This is a genomic window from Caproicibacterium sp. BJN0003 (assembly GCF_026314295.1).
Taxonomy (GTDB): domain Bacteria; phylum Bacillota; class Clostridia; order Oscillospirales; family Acutalibacteraceae; genus Caproicibacterium.
This window is the reverse complement of sequence record NZ_CP111108.1, coordinates 1,639,026-1,661,334: the sequence shown is the minus strand read 5'-3', so window position 1 is coordinate 1,661,334 and position 22,309 is coordinate 1,639,026. Positions and strand designations below refer to the sequence as shown.

20 protein-coding genes are annotated in these 22,309 nt (G+C 50.4%); 3 read left to right on the top strand and 17 right to left on the bottom strand.

Annotated elements, in window-relative coordinates:
- Positions 1-3 precede the first annotated feature (3 nt).
- From OP489_RS08145 to OP489_RS08065, 17 genes are all read right to left on the bottom strand, one after another.
- Positions 4-1,605, bottom strand: coding sequence for a terminase large subunit (locus tag OP489_RS08145; protein WP_266163507.1), 1,602 nt, complete (start codon positions 1,603-1,605; stop codon positions 4-6).
- Between the two features lie 115 nt (positions 1,606-1,720).
- On the bottom strand, positions 1,721-1,948 hold the full coding sequence (locus OP489_RS08140; RefSeq protein WP_266161470.1) for a hypothetical protein: 228 nt from the start codon (positions 1,946-1,948) through the stop codon (positions 1,721-1,723).
- Between the two features lie 12 nt (positions 1,949-1,960).
- Positions 1,961-2,140 (bottom strand): hypothetical protein, encoded by a 180-nt coding sequence (locus OP489_RS08135; protein WP_266161469.1) that lies wholly within the window; start codon positions 2,138-2,140, stop codon positions 1,961-1,963.
- A gap of 153 nt (positions 2,141-2,293) precedes the next feature.
- Complete coding sequence (locus OP489_RS08130; RefSeq protein ID WP_266161468.1) at positions 2,294-2,470, bottom strand: DUF5049 domain-containing protein; 177 nt, start codon at positions 2,468-2,470, stop codon at positions 2,294-2,296.
- Complete coding sequence (locus OP489_RS08125; protein ID WP_266161466.1) at positions 2,460-2,696, bottom strand: DUF4314 domain-containing protein; 237 nt, start codon at positions 2,694-2,696, stop codon at positions 2,460-2,462. Before OP489_RS08125 ends, OP489_RS08130 begins: the two co-directional genes overlap by 11 nt.
- On the bottom strand, positions 2,686-3,594 hold the full coding sequence (locus OP489_RS08120) for a virulence protein (RefSeq protein WP_266161465.1): 909 nt from the start codon (positions 3,592-3,594) through the stop codon (positions 2,686-2,688). Before OP489_RS08120 ends, OP489_RS08125 begins: the two co-directional genes overlap by 11 nt.
- Before the next feature lie 167 nt (positions 3,595-3,761).
- Entirely contained in the window at positions 3,762-4,994 is a 1,233-nt protein-coding gene (locus OP489_RS08115; protein WP_266161463.1) for a site-specific DNA-methyltransferase, read from the bottom strand.
- 5 nt (positions 4,995-4,999) lie between these two features.
- On the bottom strand, positions 5,000-5,551 hold the full coding sequence (locus OP489_RS08110) for a P27 family phage terminase small subunit (protein ID WP_266161462.1): 552 nt from the start codon (positions 5,549-5,551) through the stop codon (positions 5,000-5,002).
- 180 nt (positions 5,552-5,731) lie between these two features.
- Entirely contained in the window at positions 5,732-6,097 is a 366-nt protein-coding gene (locus OP489_RS08105) for an HNH endonuclease (RefSeq protein ID WP_266161461.1), read from the bottom strand.
- Between the two features lie 110 nt (positions 6,098-6,207).
- Positions 6,208-6,642, bottom strand: coding sequence for a hypothetical protein (locus tag OP489_RS08100; protein WP_266161460.1), 435 nt, complete (start codon positions 6,640-6,642; stop codon positions 6,208-6,210).
- Positions 6,632-6,829: a hypothetical protein gene (locus tag OP489_RS08095; RefSeq protein ID WP_266161459.1), complete on the bottom strand. Its 198-nt coding sequence runs from the start codon at positions 6,827-6,829 to the stop codon at positions 6,632-6,634. Before OP489_RS08095 ends, OP489_RS08100 begins: the two co-directional genes overlap by 11 nt.
- Positions 6,830-6,900: 71 nt before the next feature.
- The gene (locus OP489_RS08090) at positions 6,901-8,268 is read right to left on the bottom strand and encodes a DEAD/DEAH box helicase (protein WP_266161457.1); all 1,368 of its coding nucleotides are present in this window, start codon (positions 8,266-8,268) and stop codon (positions 6,901-6,903) included.
- Complete coding sequence (locus OP489_RS08085; protein WP_266161456.1) at positions 8,249-8,530, bottom strand: VRR-NUC domain-containing protein; 282 nt, start codon at positions 8,528-8,530, stop codon at positions 8,249-8,251. Before OP489_RS08085 ends, OP489_RS08090 begins: the two co-directional genes overlap by 20 nt.
- Positions 8,531-8,667: 137 nt before the next feature.
- Entirely contained in the window at positions 8,668-10,941 is a 2,274-nt protein-coding gene (locus OP489_RS08080) for a phage/plasmid primase, P4 family (RefSeq protein WP_266163506.1), read from the bottom strand.
- Positions 10,941-11,366 carry a DUF4406 domain-containing protein gene (locus OP489_RS08075; RefSeq protein ID WP_266161455.1) on the bottom strand — a complete coding sequence of 142 codons (426 nt, stop codon included), beginning with the start codon at positions 11,364-11,366 and terminating at the stop codon, positions 10,941-10,943. The genes OP489_RS08080 and OP489_RS08075 overlap by 1 nt, the downstream gene beginning before the upstream one ends.
- 81 nt (positions 11,367-11,447) lie before the next feature.
- Positions 11,448-13,388 carry a DNA polymerase gene (locus OP489_RS08070; RefSeq protein ID WP_266161453.1) on the bottom strand — a complete coding sequence of 647 codons (1,941 nt, stop codon included), beginning with the start codon at positions 13,386-13,388 and terminating at the stop codon, positions 11,448-11,450.
- A 71-nt stretch (positions 13,389-13,459) separates the two neighbouring features.
- On the bottom strand, positions 13,460-13,996 hold the full coding sequence (locus tag OP489_RS08065) for a DUF2815 family protein (protein ID WP_266163505.1): 537 nt from the start codon (positions 13,994-13,996) through the stop codon (positions 13,460-13,462).
- Here OP489_RS08065 and brxC point away from each other — a divergent pair.
- From brxC to pglZ, 3 genes are read left to right on the top strand one after another with little or no spacing between them, the layout of a single operon-like run.
- The gene (gene brxC / locus OP489_RS08060; RefSeq protein ID WP_266161452.1) at positions 13,989-16,340 is read left to right on the top strand and encodes a BREX system P-loop protein BrxC; all 2,352 of its coding nucleotides are present in this window, start codon (positions 13,989-13,991) and stop codon (positions 16,338-16,340) included. The genes OP489_RS08065 and brxC overlap by 8 nt on opposite strands.
- Positions 16,341-16,354: 14 nt before the next feature.
- On the top strand, positions 16,355-19,708 hold the full coding sequence (pglX, locus tag OP489_RS08055) for a BREX-1 system adenine-specific DNA-methyltransferase PglX (protein ID WP_266161451.1): 3,354 nt from the start codon (positions 16,355-16,357) through the stop codon (positions 19,706-19,708).
- Positions 19,709-19,717: 9 nt separating this feature from the next.
- Entirely contained in the window at positions 19,718-22,306 is a 2,589-nt protein-coding gene (pglZ, locus tag OP489_RS08050; RefSeq protein WP_266161450.1) for a BREX-1 system phosphatase PglZ type A, read from the top strand.
- The last annotated feature ends 3 nt before the right edge of the window (positions 22,307-22,309 follow it).

Genomic DNA, 22,309 nt, shown 5'->3' with positions numbered 1-22,309 from the left:
CAATTAAAAAACGAGCAGTCCGCGTGTGTCATACACGCTTTCGCCCGTATCGTTGCCGCAGCGAATCGCCCGGTCAAGCGCCATAATAGTGGCGACTGCGCCGTCAATTTTCTCTGTGGATTTTTCCTTATCTGCTTTGATATTTCCAGCCGGGTCGGTGCGGATATAGATGTTGTCCATCATCCAACGGAGTACCGGGTGGCCGCCGTGGGCGAGCTTTTCTTCCAGCGTCAGCTTCATCAGTTCTTTGGTCGGAGGGCTCATATCCTTAAAACCCTGTCCGAACGGCACGACCGAAAAGCCGAGCGTTTCAAGATTCTGTGTCATTTGCACTGCGCCCCAGCGGTCGAACGCGATTTCACGGATGTTGTATTTTTCGCCGAGGGATTCAATAAACTGCTCGATGTAGCCGTAATGCACTACATTGCCCTCGGTGGTTTGCAGAAAGTCCTGCTTTTTCCAGACATCATAGTTCACATGGTCGCGCCAAACACGTAGGTCGATATTGTCCTCCGGTATCCAAAAGTACGGTAGAATGCTGTACTTATCTTCCTCGTCGATGGGTGGAAACACTAACACGAACGCCGTAATGTCGGTAGAGGACGAAAGGTCAAGTCCTCCATAACAGACGCGCCCTTCGAGTGATTTTTCATCCACGGGGAATGCGCAGGCATCCCATTTGTCCATTGGCATCCAGCGCACCGCCTGTTTGACCCATTGGTTCAGTCGGAGCTGCCGGAAGCTGTTTTCCTCGGCAGGGTTTTGCCTTGCCGATTCAAATGCAGCTCTGACCTTATCCATCCCTACCGTGATGCCAAGGGAGGGATTTGCTTTTTTCCACACCTTGGGGTCTGTCCAATCGTCCTCCTGCGCCGCGCCGTAAATTACCGGGTAGAAGGTAGGGTCGTGCTTTCTGCCATCAATAATATCCAGTGCCTTCTGATGTACCTCCCAACAGATGCTGTTCTGGTTATCCCCAGCAGTGGTGATCAAAAAATACAGCGGCTGCATTCTCGCATCGCCGCTGCCCTTGGTCATAACGTCATATAGTTTTCTGTTTGGCTGGGTATGCAGCTCATCAAATACAACGCCGTGGGTGTTAAAACCGTGCTTGTTTCCGACGTCGGCGGACAGCACCTGATAGATGCTGCCGGTCGGCTGATAGATGAGCCGTTTGGTTGCGTCTAGAATTTTGACACGCTTGGAGAGCGCCGGACACATTCGCACCATATCTGCCGCCACGTTGAAAACGATGGACGCTTGATTTCGGTCTGCGGCACATCCATAGACCTCGGCGCGTTCTTCGTTATCCCCGCAGGTGAGAAGCAGTGCGACAGCCGCCGCAAGCTCTGACTTGCCCATCTTTTTCGGGATTTCCACGTAGGCGGTGTTGAACTGGCGGTAGCCATTGGGTTTGAGGATTCCAAAGATATCACGGATAATCTGTTCCTGCCAATCGATAAGCTCGAAGGGCTTTCCGGCCCAGGTGCCTTTGGTATGGCAGAGAGCTTCAACAAAAGCTACGGCATAGTCGGCGGCGGTTTTGTCGTAAACGGAATCCGTGGCTTTAAACCGTGTCGAGTTGTATTTTTTTAGTTTACGGATATCGACCGCCTCCTTTCGGGCATAAAAATAGACCGCTATCGGCAGTCCTTCAAAATTTATCTGTACGAGATACAGCCCCATGCAGGGCGGAATCTCGTCTATCTTATTAGCGTGGTTAGTAGTTTTCGCTGTGCAGCAGAAGTTCAAGGGCAAGCTGTGTGTCTGGGTCGGAGGGTTCCACATCCCAGCCTCTGTCGTAGTTGCACACGATTTTGCCGTTACGCTTGAGCATCAACTTACTGATTCTGCCGCCGTCGATACCAAATTGTGAGCCTTGGTCATACTGCTTCATCCAGTAATGAAAAACGCTGTCGTGAATTTTCAGGCTTCCTTCTTTCCACATAGCCGCGTCCTCCTAAAATCTTTTGATGCTGGCATTGCCGTCGGTATCGAAGCTCACGTTGTAGCGGATTTCGCAGCCGTGGGCGTTTTTTGTAATTACTCGAATGCCTCCTTCAAAGGCTGTGTACATTCTGTCGATTCTCTCGCCCTGCGGCAGTTGGCTTTCGATTTGCTTCATCTGTTTTTCGGTCATTTTCGTTTCCTCCGTTTGTGTGTTTTCCCTTTCGGTAGTCACATATTAACTCTGAAAACACACTATATCCAGACAATTACGCGATAAGTCCGGGCATAAACTACACGATCTTTCAAGCGAATATCGCCGGTTGAATTGTGTAGTATACACCTGCTATTCCTCGCCTGTGAGGATGAAGCGGACGTATTGGTCCTTATGCTCCTCCAAGAAAACCACCAGTTCAAATAAGTTCATTTCATGGGCAATGCGTTGAACGGCGCGGGTGTCAAACATATTTGTCAGCCCGGTATTGCGAATGGTGAGGATTTGCTCGCGTACCTTATTTGTCATCGTCACATCTCCTGCAAAGGTCCTCGCCGTAGACCACTTGGAGCGAACTCCCGTTGTCCCACGCAACACCCAGGCTACCGATGTCATCCACATATCGCACGGTGCCTTTTGTTCCGATTGGCGGTGCTTGGGCATCGTCCATACGGAGAAGCTCCACACGGCAGCCGACCGGGTACTGTTTTCGGATACGCTCAACGGTTTCTCTTGATGGAAAATTATTGCTCATTATCGTTTCCTCCCAAAATGGCTTTAATTTCGGCACGTACAGCAGGGTCGGCTTTTGCTTTTTCGAGGTCTTCCTGCGAGAAGCCTTTCTTCTGACCGTTCTTGAAAGCAGCGCTGCCGGTAAGATTGCAGAGCAGAATTTTCCGTTCCTCTTTGTATTCCGAACCTATGAAACCGAGCCGCAGGAGAAAGCAGCGGAAAGCGTATTTATCGTTATCTGTATCCTTTTCCTTTGAGGTGACACGCTTTTGCACTCTCGCCATCTCGCAGAGTGCAGCCACAAAATGCGTGTAAGCCTTGACTGCATCTGCATCGGTGCCATCCTCAAACCACGGGAACCGCACCTTGTCATCTGTTATTTCAAGCTCGAGCGTTTCCGCGCCGAGTGCTTTTTTAATAAGGCTGCCTTTGCTTTCGACCAGCTTCTTAAGGTTGTCGAGTGCTGCGTCGGTGAATGAGGAGCGTGGCATTTCAATTACCAGCCCCAATTCCTCACGACTATCCATCTGGAAATCCTCGAAAGCAATCACCTCATCAATCTGCTTTTGCATGGTTTCGGTAAAGGGCGCATCGGGGTTGGCATACTGTCCGGGGTGGTGCTGGTCAATATCCGGAAATTCGTCAAGCGCACTCATGCCGCTAAGCCCGCTCTCGTAGGTGTCGGCTTCGTCATACTTGCGACTGTCGCCGTCTGCGTCAAAGCCCGCTTGATGTAGCGAATCCTCCAAGTCAAGGTTGTCTGGACCCGTAAGCATTCCAGCCTTGTCAATGCGGTAGCCTCCGACCTCGTAGGCGAAGGTAGGAGCACCGAGGTAGTTGGTTGGGGCATCCAGTGCTGTGCTGATTGCTCCGACCAGTGATTTGCGTCCGTTACCTGTAACATTGTATTTAAGTTCCATTTTTTAAACCGCCTTTCTTTTTTCGGTATTACATTAATCACTCTAAACCGCTTATATAGCAACGGTTTTATGCGATTTCTGTGGAGAATACTGTACCGATTATTCGGCGGTTTTTTGTGTAGATGGTACATTGCCTGCTGCCGTCAAAAAGAGAGCCAAACGTGAGTTTACTCATCGACAGCCACATCCGGATATTTCATCGTGACACCATCGCGGATAACGGAAACACCGTCTGCGCCACCGACTTGCTCGATATACCGTTTTACAATGACGTCGCAGTATTTTTCATCAAGTTCTATGGTGAAGCATATCCTGTCGGACTGCTCGCATGCGATGAGCGTAGAACCGCTGCCGCCGAAAGGGTCAAGCACGATACAGTTCGTTAGGCTGCTGTTCATAATTGGATATGCCAGCAGAGCAATCGGCTTCATGGTCGGATGGTCAGCATTTTTCTTTGGCTTTTCAAATTCCCAGATGGTGGTCTGCTTGCGGTCGGCATACCAGTTGTGCTTGCCTTTTTTCTTCCAACCGAAGAGGACAGGTTCATGCTGCCACTGATATGGTGAGCGTCCCAGAACCAGCGACGGCTTCTTCCAGATGCAGCACCCGGAAAGCTGAAAGCCTGCATCTGAGAATGCTTTACGGAAATTCAACCCTTCAGTGTCGGCATGGAACACATAAATGGAAGCGTCCTGCGCCATCGCCGCTTCGGTGTTTGTAAATGCTGCAAGCAGGAAGTCATAGAACGCTTCGTTACCCATATTGTCGTTTTTGATTTTGCCTGCTGTTCCTTCATAATTGACGTTGTACGGTGGATCGGTCACCACCAGATTTGCGAGCTTCCCATTCATCAGAGAGGTGAAGGTGTCAGCTTTGGTAGAATCGCCGCAGACCAGCCGATGGCGGCCAAGCGTCCAGATATCACCGAGCTTTGTAACGGAGGGCTTTTTAAGTTCCGCGTCAACATCAAAATCATCGTCGTGGATACCGTCCTTGAGTGAATCCTTGAATAAGTCGTCAATTTCTGCGGGGTCGAAGCCCGTGAGCGACACATCAAAGTCAGTACCCTGCAAATCTGCAATGAGCAGAGCCAGCTTGTCTTTATCCCAGTCACCACTGATTTTATTAAGCGCAACATTAAGCGCTTTTTCCTTTTCAGCGTCCATCTCGACAACGACGCAGTCGACCTCAGTAACACCCATATCGAGCAACACTTTTAATCTCTGATGACCGCCAACGACATGGGAGGTGGCTTTATTCCATATAACGGGTTCAACATATCCAAATTCCTCAAGGGAGCGTTTCAGTTTTTCGTACTCCGGATCGCCGGGTTTCAGGTCCTTGCGGGGATTGTAATCGGCGGGGATGAGCCGCTCGGTCTGTATCTTTTCTATTTGCATAGCTATCAACCGCCTTTCCGAGCGGTAAGCAGCCGCTCCATCACATCGTCCTGCGGATTAGCTCCGCCATACTCGCCGGTGCAGTTTTCTTTGACGATCTGGAAAATCTCCATCCACAGACGGTTTGTTTGGTTCATGTAGTTCTGGCCCATCGCAACATAAGGACTTTGAATGGCGTTACCCGTTGTGGGGTGTTTGGCCAGAAAGCCATATTCGGTAACCGCTTCCTCGCATTGAATCCACCGAGCCACACTCATGGCGTAGCGTTCCAAAAGCTGTGGTGAAACGAGCGCCGCACAGCCGCGTTCATTCAGCCATTGCCATGTGTTTTTGTAAATATCTGCTGCCACAAGCGTCTTGCCGTCCTTTTGCACGGCTTCGAGCATTTTATTCGGTTCCGGCATCGCTTGAACTTGCAGGTCGGCAGTGTCAGAAAACTCCATCACAATCAATTTTCTTCCGCCGGGATTGCCGGCTGATATTTTATCGGCGAGAGGCTTCTTTTTCGCGCCCGCGCCGACACGAGCGCCGCCTCTGTTTGTTCCGTCTTTCGCCATATTCATCACACTCCTTTCGCGCTGGGGCTATTCCACCGTTTGAAACCGCGTTTTTCAACACGAAGCCCCACGCCGCTGTCCGATTAAAAAAGTTTTAGAGATTTTGATCCCCCCACCGGGTGTGACCGTGAAAAACAAATTGATTTGAGGCATCGTACCAAAATGTAAACGATGCCTCTTTCAATATCCCTTTCCCCATCGGTCGCCGCTCTCTGCGGTAATACGGGAATGACAGGCTTTGCAAAGAGCCATGAGGTTCCCCTCGTTACTGCCGCCGCCTTTTGAGAGCGGAAGAATGTGGTGAACTTCCTCGGCGGGTGTCAGTTTTCCTTGCTTCTGGCATTCCTCACAGAGCGGGTGCGCTTTGATGTAGCGGTCGCGGATACGTTTCCACGAACGACCGTATCGTTTGTTGGAAGCAGGATCGCGCTCGTACTGGTTGTAGCGTTTGTCCATGACCTTCTGATGCTCGGCACAGTATTGCTCGCGTACAGCAAGCCGACCGCAGCCGGGGTAGGCACAGGGACGTTTCGGTTTGTATGGCATTCGGTTCACCTCCTTCGGGACATAAAGAAAGCCCTGCGGGATTACTCCCACAAGGCTCATCTTCATTCTGCTTTCCTGATTATAATACTATCATAAGTGGCAGGTGTCTTTCAGTGTCTTTTCGTGTCCACTTCCGGCGAAGTGGGAATGCTACATTCCTCCAGTGCCCAGTTGTGGAGCTTATGTGTGTACCGCAGGTCATAACCCATGTCCACAGCAATTTTCTCCCAAGATAGGAAACAGAGATAACGCTTCTCCAAAAGGGTCTGGTGTTCCGGGTTGGATACCGCTTTGATGACGCCCATGATTTCTTTCTTTAGGTCAACCAGCTTATCGATGTCACGGTTGATTTCATTCTGCAGGTCAACAATTTTACAAATGGCGTCTGCCATGCGGGAGGTTGAACCGTTGGGATTGCGGGGCATACCGGTCAGCACTGACGTACAGGTTGTTGCCAGCTCGTTCAGTGAATCAATTTGCTGGAGCTTTGACTTGATACGCATATCAAGGTAGCGGGCTTGAGAAAGGTAGGTTTTAGTAGTCATAGCACACCTTCTCCTTTCTCAGCTTGGAGATCAGCAGCTCCGGGTCAAGGCCGGTCAACACGCTGAACCAGCCGGAACGGAAGAAACGCTCAATGCTGGCAAGCTCACGCTCGTCGTCGTGAAGTCGGTAATCCTTCACGGCCTGCAGCACAATGGCGTTTGCAAGGTTCTCATAGGGGTTGTTCATAATCTGTACCTCCGATTTTTATTTCTCTCGGATTGGCACGGATTGTCGTTGATTGTCTCAGATTTGCTGTCTCAGTTTACTGAGACTTCGGCCTTAACGGCATCGATCAGGGCGGCTTGAGTGCTGTCCTTCTTGGATAACACCTTCAGAATTCGCTCGTCAATAGTGCCCTTGGCGACGATGTGCTGCACCACAACCGTTTCGGCGCTCTGGCCCTGCCTCCACAGACGGGCGTTGGTCTGTTGATATAATTCCAGTGACCAGGTCAGCCCAAACCAGACGATGCAGGAGCCGCCGCTTTGAAGGTTCAGCCCGTGTCCGGCAGAAGCGGGATGTACCAGCGCCACTGGTAGCTCACCGGCGTTCCAGCGGCGTATGCTCTCGGCGCTGTCCAGCTTGGAGAACGGTATATGGAGATATTGTAGCCGCTCGGTGATCCGGGCAAGGTCATGCTTAAACCAATAGGCCACAAGAAGAGGCTTGCCACCAGCAGCTTCGATGATATCCTCCAGTGCATCCAGCTTTTGTTCATGGATGGTGAGGGTGCCGCCGTCGTCGGTATATATCGCACCGTTGGCCATCTGGCACAGTTTGCCGGTGAGAGCGGCGGCGTTGGCGGCGGTGATATCGCCGTCCGGGAGCTGCAGCACGAGATCGTTTTTCAGATCATCATAACGTTGGCGCTCCTCTTCGGAGAGGTGGACGGTGTATTCGCTGCTGATCAGCTCCGGCATTCTCAGAAGATCGGTTGACTTCATGGAAATGGTGATGTCAGAGATTTTGTCATAGATCCGTTGCTCGGCTCCGGGCAACGGTTTGTAGCTGAAGATGACCTGCCCATTGCGCTTGTCGGGCATGAAATAGTCAAGCCGGTAGTGGCTGATAAACCGTCCGAGGCGAGCACCCATATCCAGCAGCCGGAATTCAGCCCACAAATCCATGAGGCCATTGCTGCTTGGCGTTCCGGTTAATCCGATGATGCGTTTTACCGTGGGGCGCACCTTCATCAGCGCTCGGAATCGCTTTGCTTGGTAGTTTTTAAAGGAAGACAGCTCATCAACCACAATGGTGTCATAACTGAATGGTAGCTTGCTGTCCTCAATGAGCCATTGGACGTTTTCTCTGTTAATGATGTAAATGTCGGCGGGCTTTATCAGTGCCGCACGGCGCTCTGCTTCGGTGCCGACTACCACGGAGCAGATGAGGTTCTGCAGGTGGTCCCACTTATCTGCTTCAGTTGGCCATGTGTCCCGTGCCACTCGCAGTGGTGCGATTACTAAAATGCGATGCGCCTCGAAGCTGTCAAACAGCAGGTCGTTCAGCGCCGTCAGGGTGATACTCGTCTTGCCAAGGCCCATATCCAACAGAACGGCGGCGATGGGGTGTTCCTCGATGTAGTCGATGGCGTATTTCTGGTAGTTATGTGGTTCGTATTTCATCAAGAATTCCTCCAATCTGCCGCTCGTCATCCAAAACATAAACTCTGAAACCAAGCCCTCGTAGTAATCTGTGTCTTGCCAGTTGCAGCGGTCTCGGCTTTTCACCGGGAGCCTTTGCTTCCACAAAAGCCATGTGGCCACCCGGCAGAAGCACAATGCGGTCGGGCATACCGTCAAAGCCAGGGCTTGTAAACTTCGGTGCAATACCGCCAATCGCTTTAACTTCCTGAACCAGTTTTTTCTCAATTGCTTTTTCTCGCATATTCTCACGCTCCATCAGGAATTTTGAGGAGGGGTAACCTCGGCGCATGTCATTTCTAAAAATTTTCTTAGACTTATTTTTTAAGGCCTTAAGAGACTTTTTGTATATGACCTTTATCGAGGTTACCCCATAGTCCATCAGTTCAGGAAATCCTCAAAATCTCCGTCGTCGGTTTTTAATCGCAGTCCTGTAAAGAACCGCTTGTTTTTGACCTTGATACGGCCATACCCAGCAGCCTCCAGTGCAGAATAGAAATCAGTGGTACTGCGAATATACTCATTGGTGTCAATGCAGTAATTCCGATACGTCTGATAAAGCGTACTGGAACTTTCCCGGAAGCTCGCACCAAGCTCACATTTGTCCTCAAGGAAATGGCCAAACCAGTCGTTTTGCGCCCGGTACTCCGCAATGGCTTTCTGCACACATTCCGGTACCGGAATCTTATAATCCAGCGCAATAACTTTTTTGGCACCATCAATAATCCACGCGAGAATGCTTTCACCGGCGTTCTGATATAGGTACTCGCCGTAGTTCTTGATATCGCTGCTGCCTTCAATCTTGGCATCAAATGGAATGACAATCAGCCTGCGCCAGATACCGTCATCAGAGGCGCTGACCTTCGGCAGGTGGTTGGTATAGAGGACCAGCGTGTGACATGGCGTGAAGCTGAATGGGTCCTTGTACTTTTTCTCGGCAAAAACATCATCTGTGGAGCAAAGCTGCTTGACAGTAGAATCATTAAGCCTTGCGCCTTCCTGCATTTCAGCCGCAATGAGCAGTCGCTTGCCCTTGACCTCGGCCATTTCTGGCTTAATATTGCGGCGGCATCCGACCGTCAGCGTATCGGCGGAGATATTGCCGCTGTAAAGGCCGAGTACACGGGAGACTGCATTCCAGAACGTGGACTTGCCGTTGCGCCCGCCGCCATAGGCAATAATCAGAGCTTCCACATAAACCTTACCGATAGCAGCGAGACCGCAAATCATCTGCACATAGTCAATTAGCTCCTGATTACCACAGAAGATGAGATTCAGGCTGTCCAGCCAGAGTTGTTTGCCTTTATCGCTGGGTGAGACCGAGGTCATTTTGGTGATAAAATCCTCCGGCGAATGTTCTCTGGCTCCGGCCATGCCTTTGCGCAGGTCATAAGTAGCGGCGGGCGTACACAACAGGAAGCAGTCGGCATCGAGGTCACGCGGTGATATTTCCAGCATTGGGTGCGACTCTTTAAGCGTCGCGGTGATATCCTTGGAATCCCGGCGACGAATGGCGAAGGACTGATATGCTTTGGCTGCAAGAAAATCCCGATATGCTTCAAGCTGTGCGTCGTTCATAAGAGATTCAGCCTTTGCTTTGGAGGTATTTTCGACGATTTCCTGACCGCCGTTTTCCGTAAGCAGTTTTATCGCCGATTGTAGGTCTTTTGTGGCTTCCGTGAGCTGGCGACGGGTAAGCTCATGTGCGACGGCCTGTGCGCCGGGCTCACTTTCCTGCCAATAGTGCTCGTTATAGCGGATGAAGTGCGTAGCCGGAGAGTACCGCAGCTCACAAGAGAAGTATTTTGCCAGTACTTCCGCCTGTCCTACATCGGAGTAATCTCCGGGTTTATATGACGCCGGGTCGTTATACACCTCCGGTGGCACATATCCGTCCTGCTGTTGAACCTTTGCAAAGAAGCGCTGGGCGCTGTGCCAGATGGTAAATAGCTCCTGCTCCCCAAGTGGCGGAGAGCATTTTGCGGCTTCTTCCAAAAAGCACTGATAAGCGGCATCACCATCACCATACTTTTTAATGACTCGACCGGCGAAGCGGGACATGGTAGCGTTACGACTTCCTTCCGGGATGACCTGATTGGCATGATGACCACTGGTCATATCCACATCGAAATCATCGCTTTCCAAAAACTCGCTTAAGTTCATGCCGCCTTCGTAAATCTCTACCTCCGGCGAATTGGTACCGAAGAAAAAACGAGCGGCATCCAGCGCCTTGGTGTCGAAATATGGAAAGATGGCATTAACCAGTTTCTTCATATCACTGTAGCAGGCTGCGTCTGTAATGTGGTCTATGGGAAACAGAACGTGAAACTTCGGCCGAGCGGGTTTACCGTTCTTTTCACGCATATTGGACCGGCTGTAGTGAACGGCAAAGGTCACGCCGGGGAATGCCTCCATAACATCGTCTGGCAGCATCCAATCTTCAGGGTTTTCCGAGTGGTCGTTATCACAGTCCACCGGCAGGCAGTTGCTGCCTATGAAGTTATCACCGTTTCGATAGTTGTTTTTGTACTCTGCGCACACATAGTCTCGACCGACCGCAGCGGCCAGCGATGCTGAATCGGTAATTTCCAACTTGTGAGGGTAGGAGCAATTGCCGGGGTTGCCGATAAAATCAGAATGATAAATGGTGAACATCAAACCTGCACCTCCTCGCAGTTTTCGGTAAAGTAGCGCAAACGGTAGTTCTTCCACTTGGCCCTTTTGATTTCAGCCTCCATACCGGCCGAGATAATGCTGCCGAACACCCATACCTCTGAGCATTTGCTCATCAGGGCGTTTCCGAAGAACAACCCAAGCTGGCGCTCGGCGGGATTATCATCGTTTAGAAACTGTGGGAACAGCAGGTGCGGTGCGACGGGAATGTAGCCATTGTCCACGGCATATCGGCTGTAGCCCTGCGCGGCCTTCACGTTACCTTCCACGTCTCCTGAAAATGGAGAGCAAATATATATGATAGGCCGGAATGCTCGAAGCGTCCGTTCCTCTTTTTCAATAATGGACATTGCTTCATAGGCAGTTGGGTCGTAATAGCCCTCACTGTTGTACTTGTCTATACTCATTAGGAACACTCCTTTCACGGCGGACTTTTTGCCCACCTCTAAATCTCACTGGAACAAAAAGCCCACTTTGGACGAACCCTTTTAATCTTTTTTGTAAAAAGCTGTCTCGTATCCATCGGCACGGAGTAGCAGTCCTTTTGCCCATGGCGGCGTCCGACCCATCTGCTGGCAGACAGCATCCAGCGACATGTGCGTATCGGCTTCGATTACTACTTCGTCGTGGATATGCATGACAATCGAGCAGCACCGGAGCGTCTGCATGGCGTAGCAGAGAATGTCACGAGCTGTAGCCTGAACGATGTTTTCCACGAACTTCGGCCCATAAGAATCCAGCCGCTCCCATTTTTTTGTTCCGCCGATGCCTTCGTAAGTAATGCAACTGCCGCCGAACTTGTTCTCGCCGATGTGCGGCTTTACATAGGCAAGCTGCCTACCAGACGGAAGTGTGATGAACAGCATCCCGCTCCGGCAGGTAAAAACGATGCCGTGGGTTTCATTGGTATGCTTGTGACGAACTGCCTCCATCGCGGCGCGGTCAACGTCCCACCAGAATTTCACGATGCGCGGATTGGACTGCCGCCATGCATCAACGAGCGGAGGGAGCTCATCTTCAGCAAGCCCCATTTCAAGAGCACCCATTGCCTTGAGCGCACCAACTGAGCCACCATAACCGAGGGCAAGTTCGGCGATTTTGCCTTTCTGGCGCAGATGGCCATTGACACCATGCTTCTCAACCGGCACCTTGAACATCTGACTGGCTGAGGCGCAGTAGATGTCGCCGCCTTTGGCAAACACGTCCTGCCGCCACTGTTCACCGGCGAGCCATGCGATCACTCGGGCTTCGATGGCGCTGAAGTCGGAAACGATGAACTTCGCATCGGTTCTTGGAACAAATGCTGTGCGAATGAGCTGCGACAGCGTGTCCGGCACATCTTCGTAGAGCATTTCCAACGCATCAAAGTCGCCGCAGCGAACAAGGGCGCGAGCTTCAGCTAAATCCTCCAAATGGTTCTGTGGCAGGTTTTGCATCTGTATAAGCCTGCCTGCCCAGCGTCCTGTGCGATTGGCTCCATAAAACTGAAACATCCCACGGGCGCGACTATCGGAGCAGACTGCGTTTTGCATTGCCTGATACTTTCGTACCGATGACTTGGCAAGTTGCTGCCGTAGGGATAGAACATTAGCAAGATCCGGAGGTGCAGTTTTGAGTAACTCGACAACAGCTTTTTTACCGAGCGTATCGGTTTCCATGCCGTTGTCAGCAAGCCACTGCTTCATTTGCTGAACCGAATTTGGGTTATCTAGCTCGGTCAGCGATTTCATGGCAGTGGTGAGATCAGAACGGGAGCGACCGTCCATAGCAACGGCCCCCTGCACCAGTGTCATATCAAGAGCCACACCTCGGTCGTTTATCTCTTGGTCAAGGCGATATTCATCCCAGACGCTATCCGACACCGCAAACATGGCAAGCTTTTCTTGAATAGACATCTCCGTTTCAACATCGCGGGCGTTATATTTTTTGAACGCCGACCACTTGTCCGGCGCGTGGTACGGGTAATTTCGGGAGCGCTGGCAGTTGGATTTCGTCGGAGCACAAGGCTGGCAGAAGTATTTAATGAGGTCTTTGCCCTCGGTGAGCTTCTGCTTATCCAGCTTAAGCACCGATCCGACGCCTTCCAGTGAAAGCGGCAGTCCCATTGTCGCAGCCCATACCATCGAGCACTTCCATGAAACAGGGTCGAGATACTCGCCGGTTGGCAGTCCAAGAAAGCGAGACAGGCAGACCCGTTCGAAGTTGGCGTTAAAGGCCCATTTAGTCACCGTTTCATCCATGAGCGTGTCTATCACTTCTGGCGGTATTTTCTCGCCGCAGGCAAGGTCAACGACCTGAACAGAACCACCATCTACAGAATAACCGAACAGAAGAATCTCAAAGTCCGGTGACTCGACATAGTGGTAAACACCTGATTTTGCGAGATTGACGCTGCTATAGGTTTCAATATCTATACTGAGTGTTTTCATAGGCAACCGTCCTTTCAGAAACCCATATAGGGTGGTAGGCACGAAGCCCACCACCCATGGGACTAGATGTATTAGGAAAGGAAGTCCTCGTCATCGTCTGTTGCGAAATCGGACTCAGCACTGACTTTGCCACCGAGAGGCTCGCCGTCTCGTACCTTCTGCAAGTTGTTCAAGCCACATGCGATACCCTTGTTTCCATTGCTATTAAAGGCATAGAAGCTGATGCTTGCCCTGCCGTACACGCCGGAGTAAACCTCGGAACGGGTCAGAATAGGATTGCGGTCAGCATCGACAATACCGGGAGCGGTGGCAGAGTTGGCGTTGATGAAGTAAGCATTGGCATAAGCGGGATCGTCAGGACGCTCAGAATCTCCGTCCCTGAGAGGAATTATGAGTGCTGCCAGCGGAGGCACAGACTTGCCGTTGCCTTTCAGCTTGGACTCGCCGTCGTGGTAGGCTGCTTCAATAGCGCCCTTGATTTTGGCGACGGTCTTGGTGTCAGACTTGGGAACGATAAGGCTGACAGAAAACTTTGGCGTACCGCCGTTTATACTCTTGGCCTCCCAGACGTTTGCATAGCTCCATCGGATGTCGGGACCGGTGATAATTCAGAAGGTACTAGCCGAAATCCGTAAGCACGGCAATTCCGGTAAACACCTATCAGGCGGTGAGCGTTCGATGCTCTCCGGCTTCCAAGAGGCGGCACAGAAGGTACAGGGCAAAGATGAGAATGCCCTTGTGCCTTTCTCGCAGTTTTACGACACGGTGCATACCTTCCTTGAAAGCCCAATACGCCGCGTAATCGACCGCTGCCAGACCGCTGCCGACAAGCACGACGGTTTGGAACAGCGTGACGTGAGCGTTCTGAAATTACTCTATCTTGTTCGCTACATCGACGATATTAAGGCGAACATCGACAACATCGCTATCCTGATGGTGGACGACATCCGCACGGACAAGATAACCCTGCGCCGTGAAATCGCTGAGAGTCTTGAGCGTTTGGAACGCCAGAACTACGTCGCACGAAACGGCGACAACTACTCGTTCCTGACCGATGAGGAGCAGGATATTGCCATTGATATCCGCAATACTTCCGTGGACAGCGGGACTATCGTCCAGAGCATCGGGCAGACGATTTTCAGCGAGATTTACCCGTCAAAGAAATACAAATACAACAAATATGACTTCTCCTACGACCAGTACATCGACGAAACCATCGTCGGCGCGGCTACGGGTGGGGTTCGCTTACGTTTTGTGACTGTGGCGAGTGACTATTACAACGTACCCGAAGCACGTCTGATTATGGATTCGCAGGTCAACAACGAAGCTATTGTACTGCTGTCGAGCGAAGTTCAGTATTTTGAGGAACTCGAAACCGCCGCTAAGATTCGCAAATACATCAAGCAGAAGAACGTGTCCCAATTGCCGGAGAGCATTCAGGACATTATCCGCAAGCGTCAGGCACAAGCTCGCACTCTGGAAGAGAGTGCGAAGGCTCAGATTGACAAGGCTATCGTGGGCGGTGCATTCTTCATCTGCGGCGAGAAGATAGAAATCAAATACGGCGAAGCCAAGGGCAAGCTGGATGAAGCCTTGAAGCAACTCATCGAGAGCGTCTACTCCAAACTAAACCTTGTGAACACGTTCTATGAGAGTGATGCCGACATTCTTACTATTCTCAACGGCGAACCGCAGCAGAGCGGTTTTGCTGGGATGGGCAGCAACAATGAGTTTGCTCTGAACGAAGTCAGTCAGTGGCTTGAGGAACGCCACATGAGCCACGTCCCCGTGTCTATGGGCGATGTGCAGAGGCGCTACCAGGCGATACCTTACGGTTGGCGAGAGATTGACATTGCCGCTCTTGTGGCACGGCTTATCGTGTCACAAAAGATTGAAATCCGCTATGGTGGAGCGGTCGTGGGTAAGGACGACAAGAATCTCGTCCGCTATTTGCGCGTGAAGTCCGAGATTGACAAGGCAAGCGTAAGCCGTCGAATCGCTCCGTCCGAGGACGATATGCGGAAAACAGTCAAATTTCTACGCGACTGGCTCGGACAGATGAGCATCGCCGAGGACGAGGACGGTTTGCTGACCTTTGTCAAGGACACGTTGACCGCAAGACTACAAAGTTATGAAAACCTGCTCACAGCAGAATACAGCCGTGACCGCTACCCGCAAAAGGAAGTGGTTATAAGTGCCCGCGATTTGATGCGTGACATTCTCTCGCAGAAGAACGACAACGTAGCTCTCTTAAAACGTCTGCTTGCCAAGCAGGATGATCTGCTTGATAGCACGGAAGATATGGAAGAAATCGAAGCCTTCTTTAAGTCCCAACGGACTATCTTTGACGCAGCACGAAAACTTCAAAGCGATCTGCAAAACGAGCGGGACTACTTCGTTACCGACTCTGACACCAACGGTAAAATTAATGAGATTTCTGCTATCCTCGGTATGCCGAAGCCTTATGGAAGAATCAAAGATCTCTCCGATCTTATGCAGGGGATAAAGATTGCCTATGGCGTTCTTTTAGAGCAAAAGAAAGAGGAAGTTCGCGGTATTATCACCTTATGTATGGGTGATGTCCACACACTTGCAGGTGTTGGAAGCAAAGCAAACGACGAAGTAAAGAAGTCGGACGACCGCTTCACCGAGTACAAGCAGAAAGTCACCGATGCCACAAGCCTTACCGTGCTTGACGCAATGATAACGCAATTACAGAACTATAAAGACCAAGTTTGCAAACGGGTGGAGTCCATGCTTCATGAAGACCCAGCGCCCCACGAAGCGGGGGCTGAAAAGCCGAAGCCGCAAAAAATCGTACAAGTTCGCCGCTACGACGTGTTCCCTGTTAAACGGCTAACTTCAAAAGACGACGTGGACGCCTATCTTGAAGGTATACGCAAGAAGCTGTACGACACATTGGAAGCAAACGATGGAATTCAGATAAATTAAGCGAGGGTGTGAATATGAACAAGAACGCCATTCAAAAATATGCAGTCTGGGCGCGGAATGAGTTGATCGAGCAGATCGATCAACGTGCCTATCAATATGGCATTAACGATAAGGGCTACGGCGATGAGAACGCCACAGTTATTGCTGGACGTGTTCTATCCACAGACGAGAAGCGGCAGCGCACAGCCTTTGTCCACGAGATACAGAAACACGGCTATCAACAAGCAGTTGAGGAAGTGGCGTACACTTGGTTCAACCGCTTTGTCGCCCTTCGCTATATGGAAGCCAACGATTATCTGCCTACTCATGTCCGTGTGTTTTCGGACACTAGTGGCAGTTTCAATCCCGAAATTCTCAAAGACGTCCTGCACCTCGAACTGGAAGGTTTGGACAAGTCGAAAGTGTCCGAACTGCTGAACGCCAACCAGACGGAGGAACTCTACCGCTATCTCCTTCTGACGCAGTGCAACGCATTAAACGAGGCATTGCCGGAGATGTTCGAGAAACTCGGCAGCTACACCGAAATGCTATTGCCAAATAACATTCTGAAACCGGACAGTGTTCTTGGGAGGCTTGTGACGGATATACCCGAAGAAGACTTCCGAGATGCTGTGCAGATTATCGGCTGGATGTACCAGTATTACAACACCGAGCCAAAGCAAGTTGTGTTTAACGGCCTTAAAAAGAACTTGAAAATTACCAAGGAGAAAATCCCCGCCGCGACACAGCTTTTTACACCGGACTGGATTGTGCGGTATATGGTGGAGAACTCTCTCGGACGGCTGTGGCTTGAATCGCATCCGAACGACGCAATGAAAGCGAACTGGAAGTATTATCTCGACGAAGCCGCGCAAACACCGGAAGTAGCGGAGTGTCTGCGTGTCATGCGTTCGCAGTCGCCTGTGAAGTCACCTGAGGATATTCTTCTAATCGACCCCTGCATGGGCAGCGGCCACATATTAGTTTACGCTTTTGATGTGCTGATGCAGATATACGAGAGCGAGGGCTACAATCCACGCGATGCCGCAAAATTAATACTTGAGAAAAATATTTACGGTCTAGACATCGACCGTAGGGCGTATCAGCTTGCCTATTTTTCGTTAATGATGAAAGCTCGTCAGTACAACCGCCGCATTTTCACTGAGGACATAAAGCCGCAGGTTTATTACCCCGCCGGATTCCCCGACGGTGAAGAATACGGCTCGCTTGTGAAAGTGGAAACGCTCCAACCGAAGCCCGTCGAGAAATCCGGGCAGTTAAGTATTGAAGACACCGCCTACGACTTGCAGCTGCACGCTTGGAACTTTAAGCGGCTCTTGGCTCAGAAGTATGATGTGGTTGTCACCAATCCGCCGTATATGGGCGGTTCGGGTATGGGTGCGAAACTGTCGGACTTTGTAAAATTGAACTATCCCGACAGTAAGTACGACCTATTCGCCGTGTTCATCGAAAGATGTGGAGAATTGATGAAACCATCGGGTTATCAGACAATGATTACGCAACACGCGTGGATGTTTCTTTCAAGCTACGATAGACTGCGCGGCAAACTGATACACCGTGACATTGTAAACATGGCTCATTTGGGTCCACGAGCGTTTGAAGAAATCGGCGGCGAAGTTGTGCAGACTACTGCATTTGTGCTTTCAAAGCGTAAAACCTCTAACTATGATGCTACTTATGTGCGTTTAGTGGATTATGGTAACCAAGACGCGAAAGAAAAAGCTTTTTTGTCGGGCAATGACCGTTACTTGGCTAAAATTGAGAACTTTGAAAAAATACCCGGCTACCCAGTAGCGTATTGGGTTAGTAACAGAATTGTTGAAATATATGCTCAGGAAAAACTATTACGTGAAATTGTAGACACCAAGCAAGGGCTAAAATCTTCTGATGACAAGAGATTTTTCAGATTCTGGACGGAGGTTTCAGTTTCAAGCATTGATTCTTCCATTCGCTCAATAAATGAAGCCAAACTATCTCGGAAGAAGTGGATTCCACTTAATAAAGGCGGTACGCAGAGATGGTTCGGAGATAACTGGTATGTCATCAACTGGGAAAATGATGGTTTTGAAATAAAGGCTTATGCAAAGAGCCTTTACAAGAGTGTCACTCGGACTATCACAAGTATGGATTACTACTTCAGAGAAAGTATTACTTGGCCTCAGATAACCTCGTCTGCCAACTTTCGTTATATACCAGCAGGCTTTATATTCAACGCTGCCGGTCCATCAATGTTTTGTAACAGCGAGAAATACAAGTGGTATATTCTTGGGCTTTTAAACACAAAGATTGTTAGAGTGTTAACGGCGGTTCTAAACCCAACAGTCAACCTTGTCGTAACTGATTTGCTGAACATACCTTTTATAGGTGATGAGCGAAGCATTCAAGCAGTATCTGTGACAGTTCAAGAAAATGTTTCTCTCGCTCGTGCTGACTGGGATTCCTTTGAAACCTCGTGGGACTTCAAGCGTCATCCGTTGATTAGCGGTGAGAGGACCATTACGGCAGCATTTGCCAAGTGGGAGCGCGAGGCAGCGCAACGTTTTGACACGCTCAAAGCCAACGAAGAAGAGCTCAACCGCATCTTCATCGACATCTACGGCTTGCAAGACGAACTCACGCCGGAGGTTGAAGACAAAGACGTGACCGTGCGACCTGCCAACCTGGGGCGGGATATTCGCAGTTTCATCAGCTATGCTGTTGGCTGTATGTTTGGACGGTACTCACTTGATATCGAAGGTCTTGCCTACGCGGGCGGCGGCTGGGACAATGGTAAATATAAGACGTTCATTCCCGACAAGGACAATATCCTCCCTATCTGCGACGACGAGTATTTCGACGACGACATCTGCGGTCGGTTTGTGGACTTCGTGCGCGTGGTCTACGGTGCGGAAACATTGGAGGAAAATTTGAAGTTCATCGCCGACGCACTCGGCGGCAAGGGTACGCCGCGTGAGGTCATTCGTAATTATTTCTTGAATGACTTTTACAAAGACCATTGCAAGATTTATCAGAAGCGCCCGATTTACTGGCTGTTTGACAGCGGTAAAAAGAATGGCTTCAAGGCTCTTGTGTACCTGCACCGCTATTCACGCGATCTGCTCGCCAAACTTCGTACGGATTACGTCCACGAGCAGCAGGAGCGTTACCGTACACAGCTGGCGCACATCACTACTGCTCTGAACACAGCAACAGGCGCAGAACGGGCGCGGCTCTTAAAACAGCAGGACAAGCTGACTGAGCAGCTGAAAGAAATCACCGCTTTTGAAGAGAAGGTACACCACCTCGCCGACCAAAACATTGAGATTGACCTCGACGACGGTGTTAAGAAGAACTACGAAATTCTCACCGACGTTCTGGCGAAGATATAGGAGGACACTATGCTGTCAGAAACGATAAAACTTAGGCTCGCGGAGCGGTTTTACGCGCCGCTACCGGAATTTCATAAACGCCGCATCGTCTTCTGGCACGACGAAGACGGCGAATTTTCGGATGAGATTGACGAACTCGATTTGTCCGGAGTGAGCGTTGTCAAACTTACCGGCACAAACAACTTCGCCGTCAAGAAATTGCTCTCATCGGACGATCTTACGGGCGATTACCTTATTTACGACCCGCTATCCTATGAGAAAGATCAGCACGACGACTGGCTGCTGGACATCAGGCTTTATAGCGAGGAGTTCCGAGCCGACCTTGTGTCGATGCAAATGGAGGAACTGCTCGTCGAGCCGTCATCCGCTATGCGAAAGACAATGAAACTGTACGCCAAATTCTTCAATAAAATAGACCGCAAGGAGAAGCTACGCCGTATCGGGCGTACATACCAGACCCCGCTGCAACTTCACATCGACATTATGGCGGTTCTGTGTGGCATAAACGGTGGCTCAGCACAGGACGTTATCGTCGCCGTGCTATCGGCAGGCTTGGAGAAAGAAAGCAACGATGCGCTGATTAACATAGACAAGTTTGGCAACATCGAAGCGTTCTGGCAGCTTGTACAAAAGTACACAGGCTATATGAATGCGGAGGATAGACCGCTCGGTGAGCTGGCCGCACACATACTAATCACCGCTCTGTCGCAGACAGTGCCTGCCTCCGCTCTGCGTGGCTTGGAACGATTCATTTCCGACCCATGTAAGGCGTACTGCTATCAACTTGTTCACGAGTGGCAGCGGGGAGACGGCAGCGACGGCTTAATCGAGATTTGCCGCTATGTTGAACATGATTTACGCCTTTCTGACCGGTTTGACAAGACGGAAATAAACATCCTCTTAAAGAGTGATGTTTTCCTTGCTATCAATGAAAGTATACTGAAACGCTTCTTTAACGAGATTAGTGAGAACGTCATAAAGGTGGATGATATCATCGGTGCGGTTGAGAACCGCCGTACCGCCGCTTGGTATGCTCTGACCGAAGACTACCTCGAAAGCCTTTATTATATCGCCAAGATGCAGGAGTTCTACTTGGCGCACATCGACGGCTTTCATATCGTCGAGCCTGCGAAGGTCTGGAAACTCTACGCGACCGACGCTTACGAGATGGACAGCCATTACAGGCACTTCCATTTCAGTTTTGGTAATACACTAAAATCCCCGAACACCCTCTTGGAGGACGCTTTGAAGAAGTGTTCCGATGTGGTGGAGGGCTTGTACCGAGAGTGGTTCTTGAAGCAACTCACCTTGACTTGGACTAAAGCCATAGCGGGCGATTTGGATTCGCTCGGGTATGTTTCAGAGATAAATGAACAGCGCAGATTCTACAACCGTTATGTTTCGCCGAACATGAGCAAAAGTAACCGTGTGTTTGTGGTAATTTCTGATGCCTTGCGCTATGAGGTCGCTGCCGAGCTCTCCGAAGCCCTCAACCACAATACCAAGGGTAAGGCGACTCTTGAATCCATGCAAGCCGTGTTCCCAAGCATCACGAAATTTGGAATGGCAGCGCTCCTGCCCGGCAAAGAGGTATCAACAAACGATAAAATTGAAGTATTCGTGGACGGTAATCCGACCGCCAGCACCGCCCAGCGTGGTGCGATACTAAACGTCGCCAACCCCGACAGCGTAGCCGTAACCTACCACGACTTGCTTCAAATGAAGCCATCAGAGCAAAGTGCGCTTGTAGTCGGGAAGCAAGTCGTGTACATCTATCACAACACAATAGATGCGCTCGGCGACAAGCCCGCCACTGAAATGAAGGTGTTTGAAGCATGTCAAACGGCCATTAATGAATTAAGCGGTATTGTAAAGTTAATTCTTAATCGCTTAGGCACTAATATTTTCATAACCGCCGACCATGGCTTCCTGTACACTTATAAAGCACTCGATGAGAGCCAAAAAATCAGCCGTCAGACCTTTGATGGCGAAGTGTACGAACTGGGCAGACGTTACGCACTTGCTGCTACAGATACGGCCGCCGACTACCTACTGCCCGTCAAGACGGAGAGGACGATTGGCGGAACTTCCATGAAAGGCTATGCACCGCAGGATACCGTCCGTATCAAGGTTCAGGGTGGTGGTGAGAACTATGTCCACGGCGGCATCAGTCTACAGGAAATGGTTGTGCCTGTCATCGTCTATAAAGGTATGCGGACAGACTATAAGAAGTATGTCGAGGTGCAGAATCCGGGGCTGTCGCTCATTTCCGAAAGCCACAAGGTTTCTAACCTGATGTTTTCGCTCGACTTCCTGCAAAAGCAGCCTGTGGGCGACAAGATTCAGCCATGTAATTACACCCTGCATTTTACCAACGACGAGGGTATTCCCATCAGCGACTTCCAGACGGTTATCGCTGACAGGACGAGCGCAAACGCCTCCGACCGTGTGTTCCGCGTGAGGTTTACGCTGAAGCAAATGCAATACAACAAAATTAAATTATATCGCCTTGTCATTGCCAATGATACCGATGCGCCAGAAGAGGTCGAGTTCCGCATTGACATAGCGTTTGCCGATGATTTCGGCTTTGACCTGTAGCAC

Coding starts and splice junctions, on each gene's coding strand:
- OP489_RS08090 (WP_266161457.1), bottom strand. CDS start 8,268: ATGAAATACGAACCACATAACTACCAGAAATACGCCATCGACTACATC.
- OP489_RS08125 (WP_266161466.1), bottom strand. CDS start 2,696: ATGAGCAATAATTTTCCATCAAGAGAAACCGTTGAGCGTATCCGAAAA.
- OP489_RS08070 (WP_266161453.1), bottom strand. CDS start 13,388: ATGAAAACACTCAGTATAGATATTGAAACCTATAGCAGCGTCAATCTC.
- OP489_RS08105 (WP_266161461.1), bottom strand. CDS start 6,097: ATGCCATACAAACCGAAACGTCCCTGTGCCTACCCCGGCTGCGGTCGG.
- OP489_RS08075 (WP_266161455.1), bottom strand. CDS start 11,366: ATGAGTATAGACAAGTACAACAGTGAGGGCTATTACGACCCAACTGCC.
- OP489_RS08115 (WP_266161463.1), bottom strand. CDS start 4,994: ATGCAAATAGAAAAGATACAGACCGAGCGGCTCATCCCCGCCGATTAC.
- pglZ (WP_266161450.1), top strand. CDS start 19,718: ATGCTGTCAGAAACGATAAAACTTAGGCTCGCGGAGCGGTTTTACGCG.
- OP489_RS08080 (WP_266163506.1), bottom strand. CDS start 10,941: ATGTTCACCATTTATCATTCTGATTTTATCGGCAACCCCGGCAATTGC.
- OP489_RS08110 (WP_266161462.1), bottom strand. CDS start 5,551: ATGGCGAAAGACGGAACAAACAGAGGCGGCGCTCGTGTCGGCGCGGGC.
- pglX (WP_266161451.1), top strand. CDS start 16,355: ATGAACAAGAACGCCATTCAAAAATATGCAGTCTGGGCGCGGAATGAG.
- OP489_RS08130 (WP_266161468.1), bottom strand. CDS start 2,470: ATGACAAATAAGGTACGCGAGCAAATCCTCACCATTCGCAATACCGGG.
- OP489_RS08100 (WP_266161460.1), bottom strand. CDS start 6,642: ATGACTACTAAAACCTACCTTTCTCAAGCCCGCTACCTTGATATGCGT.
- OP489_RS08085 (WP_266161456.1), bottom strand. CDS start 8,530: ATGCGAGAAAAAGCAATTGAGAAAAAACTGGTTCAGGAAGTTAAAGCG.
- OP489_RS08095 (WP_266161459.1), bottom strand. CDS start 6,829: ATGAACAACCCCTATGAGAACCTTGCAAACGCCATTGTGCTGCAGGCC.
- OP489_RS08140 (WP_266161470.1), bottom strand. CDS start 1,948: ATGTGGAAAGAAGGAAGCCTGAAAATTCACGACAGCGTTTTTCATTAC.
- OP489_RS08120 (WP_266161465.1), bottom strand. CDS start 3,594: ATGGAACTTAAATACAATGTTACAGGTAACGGACGCAAATCACTGGTC.
- OP489_RS08135 (WP_266161469.1), bottom strand. CDS start 2,140: ATGACCGAAAAACAGATGAAGCAAATCGAAAGCCAACTGCCGCAGGGC.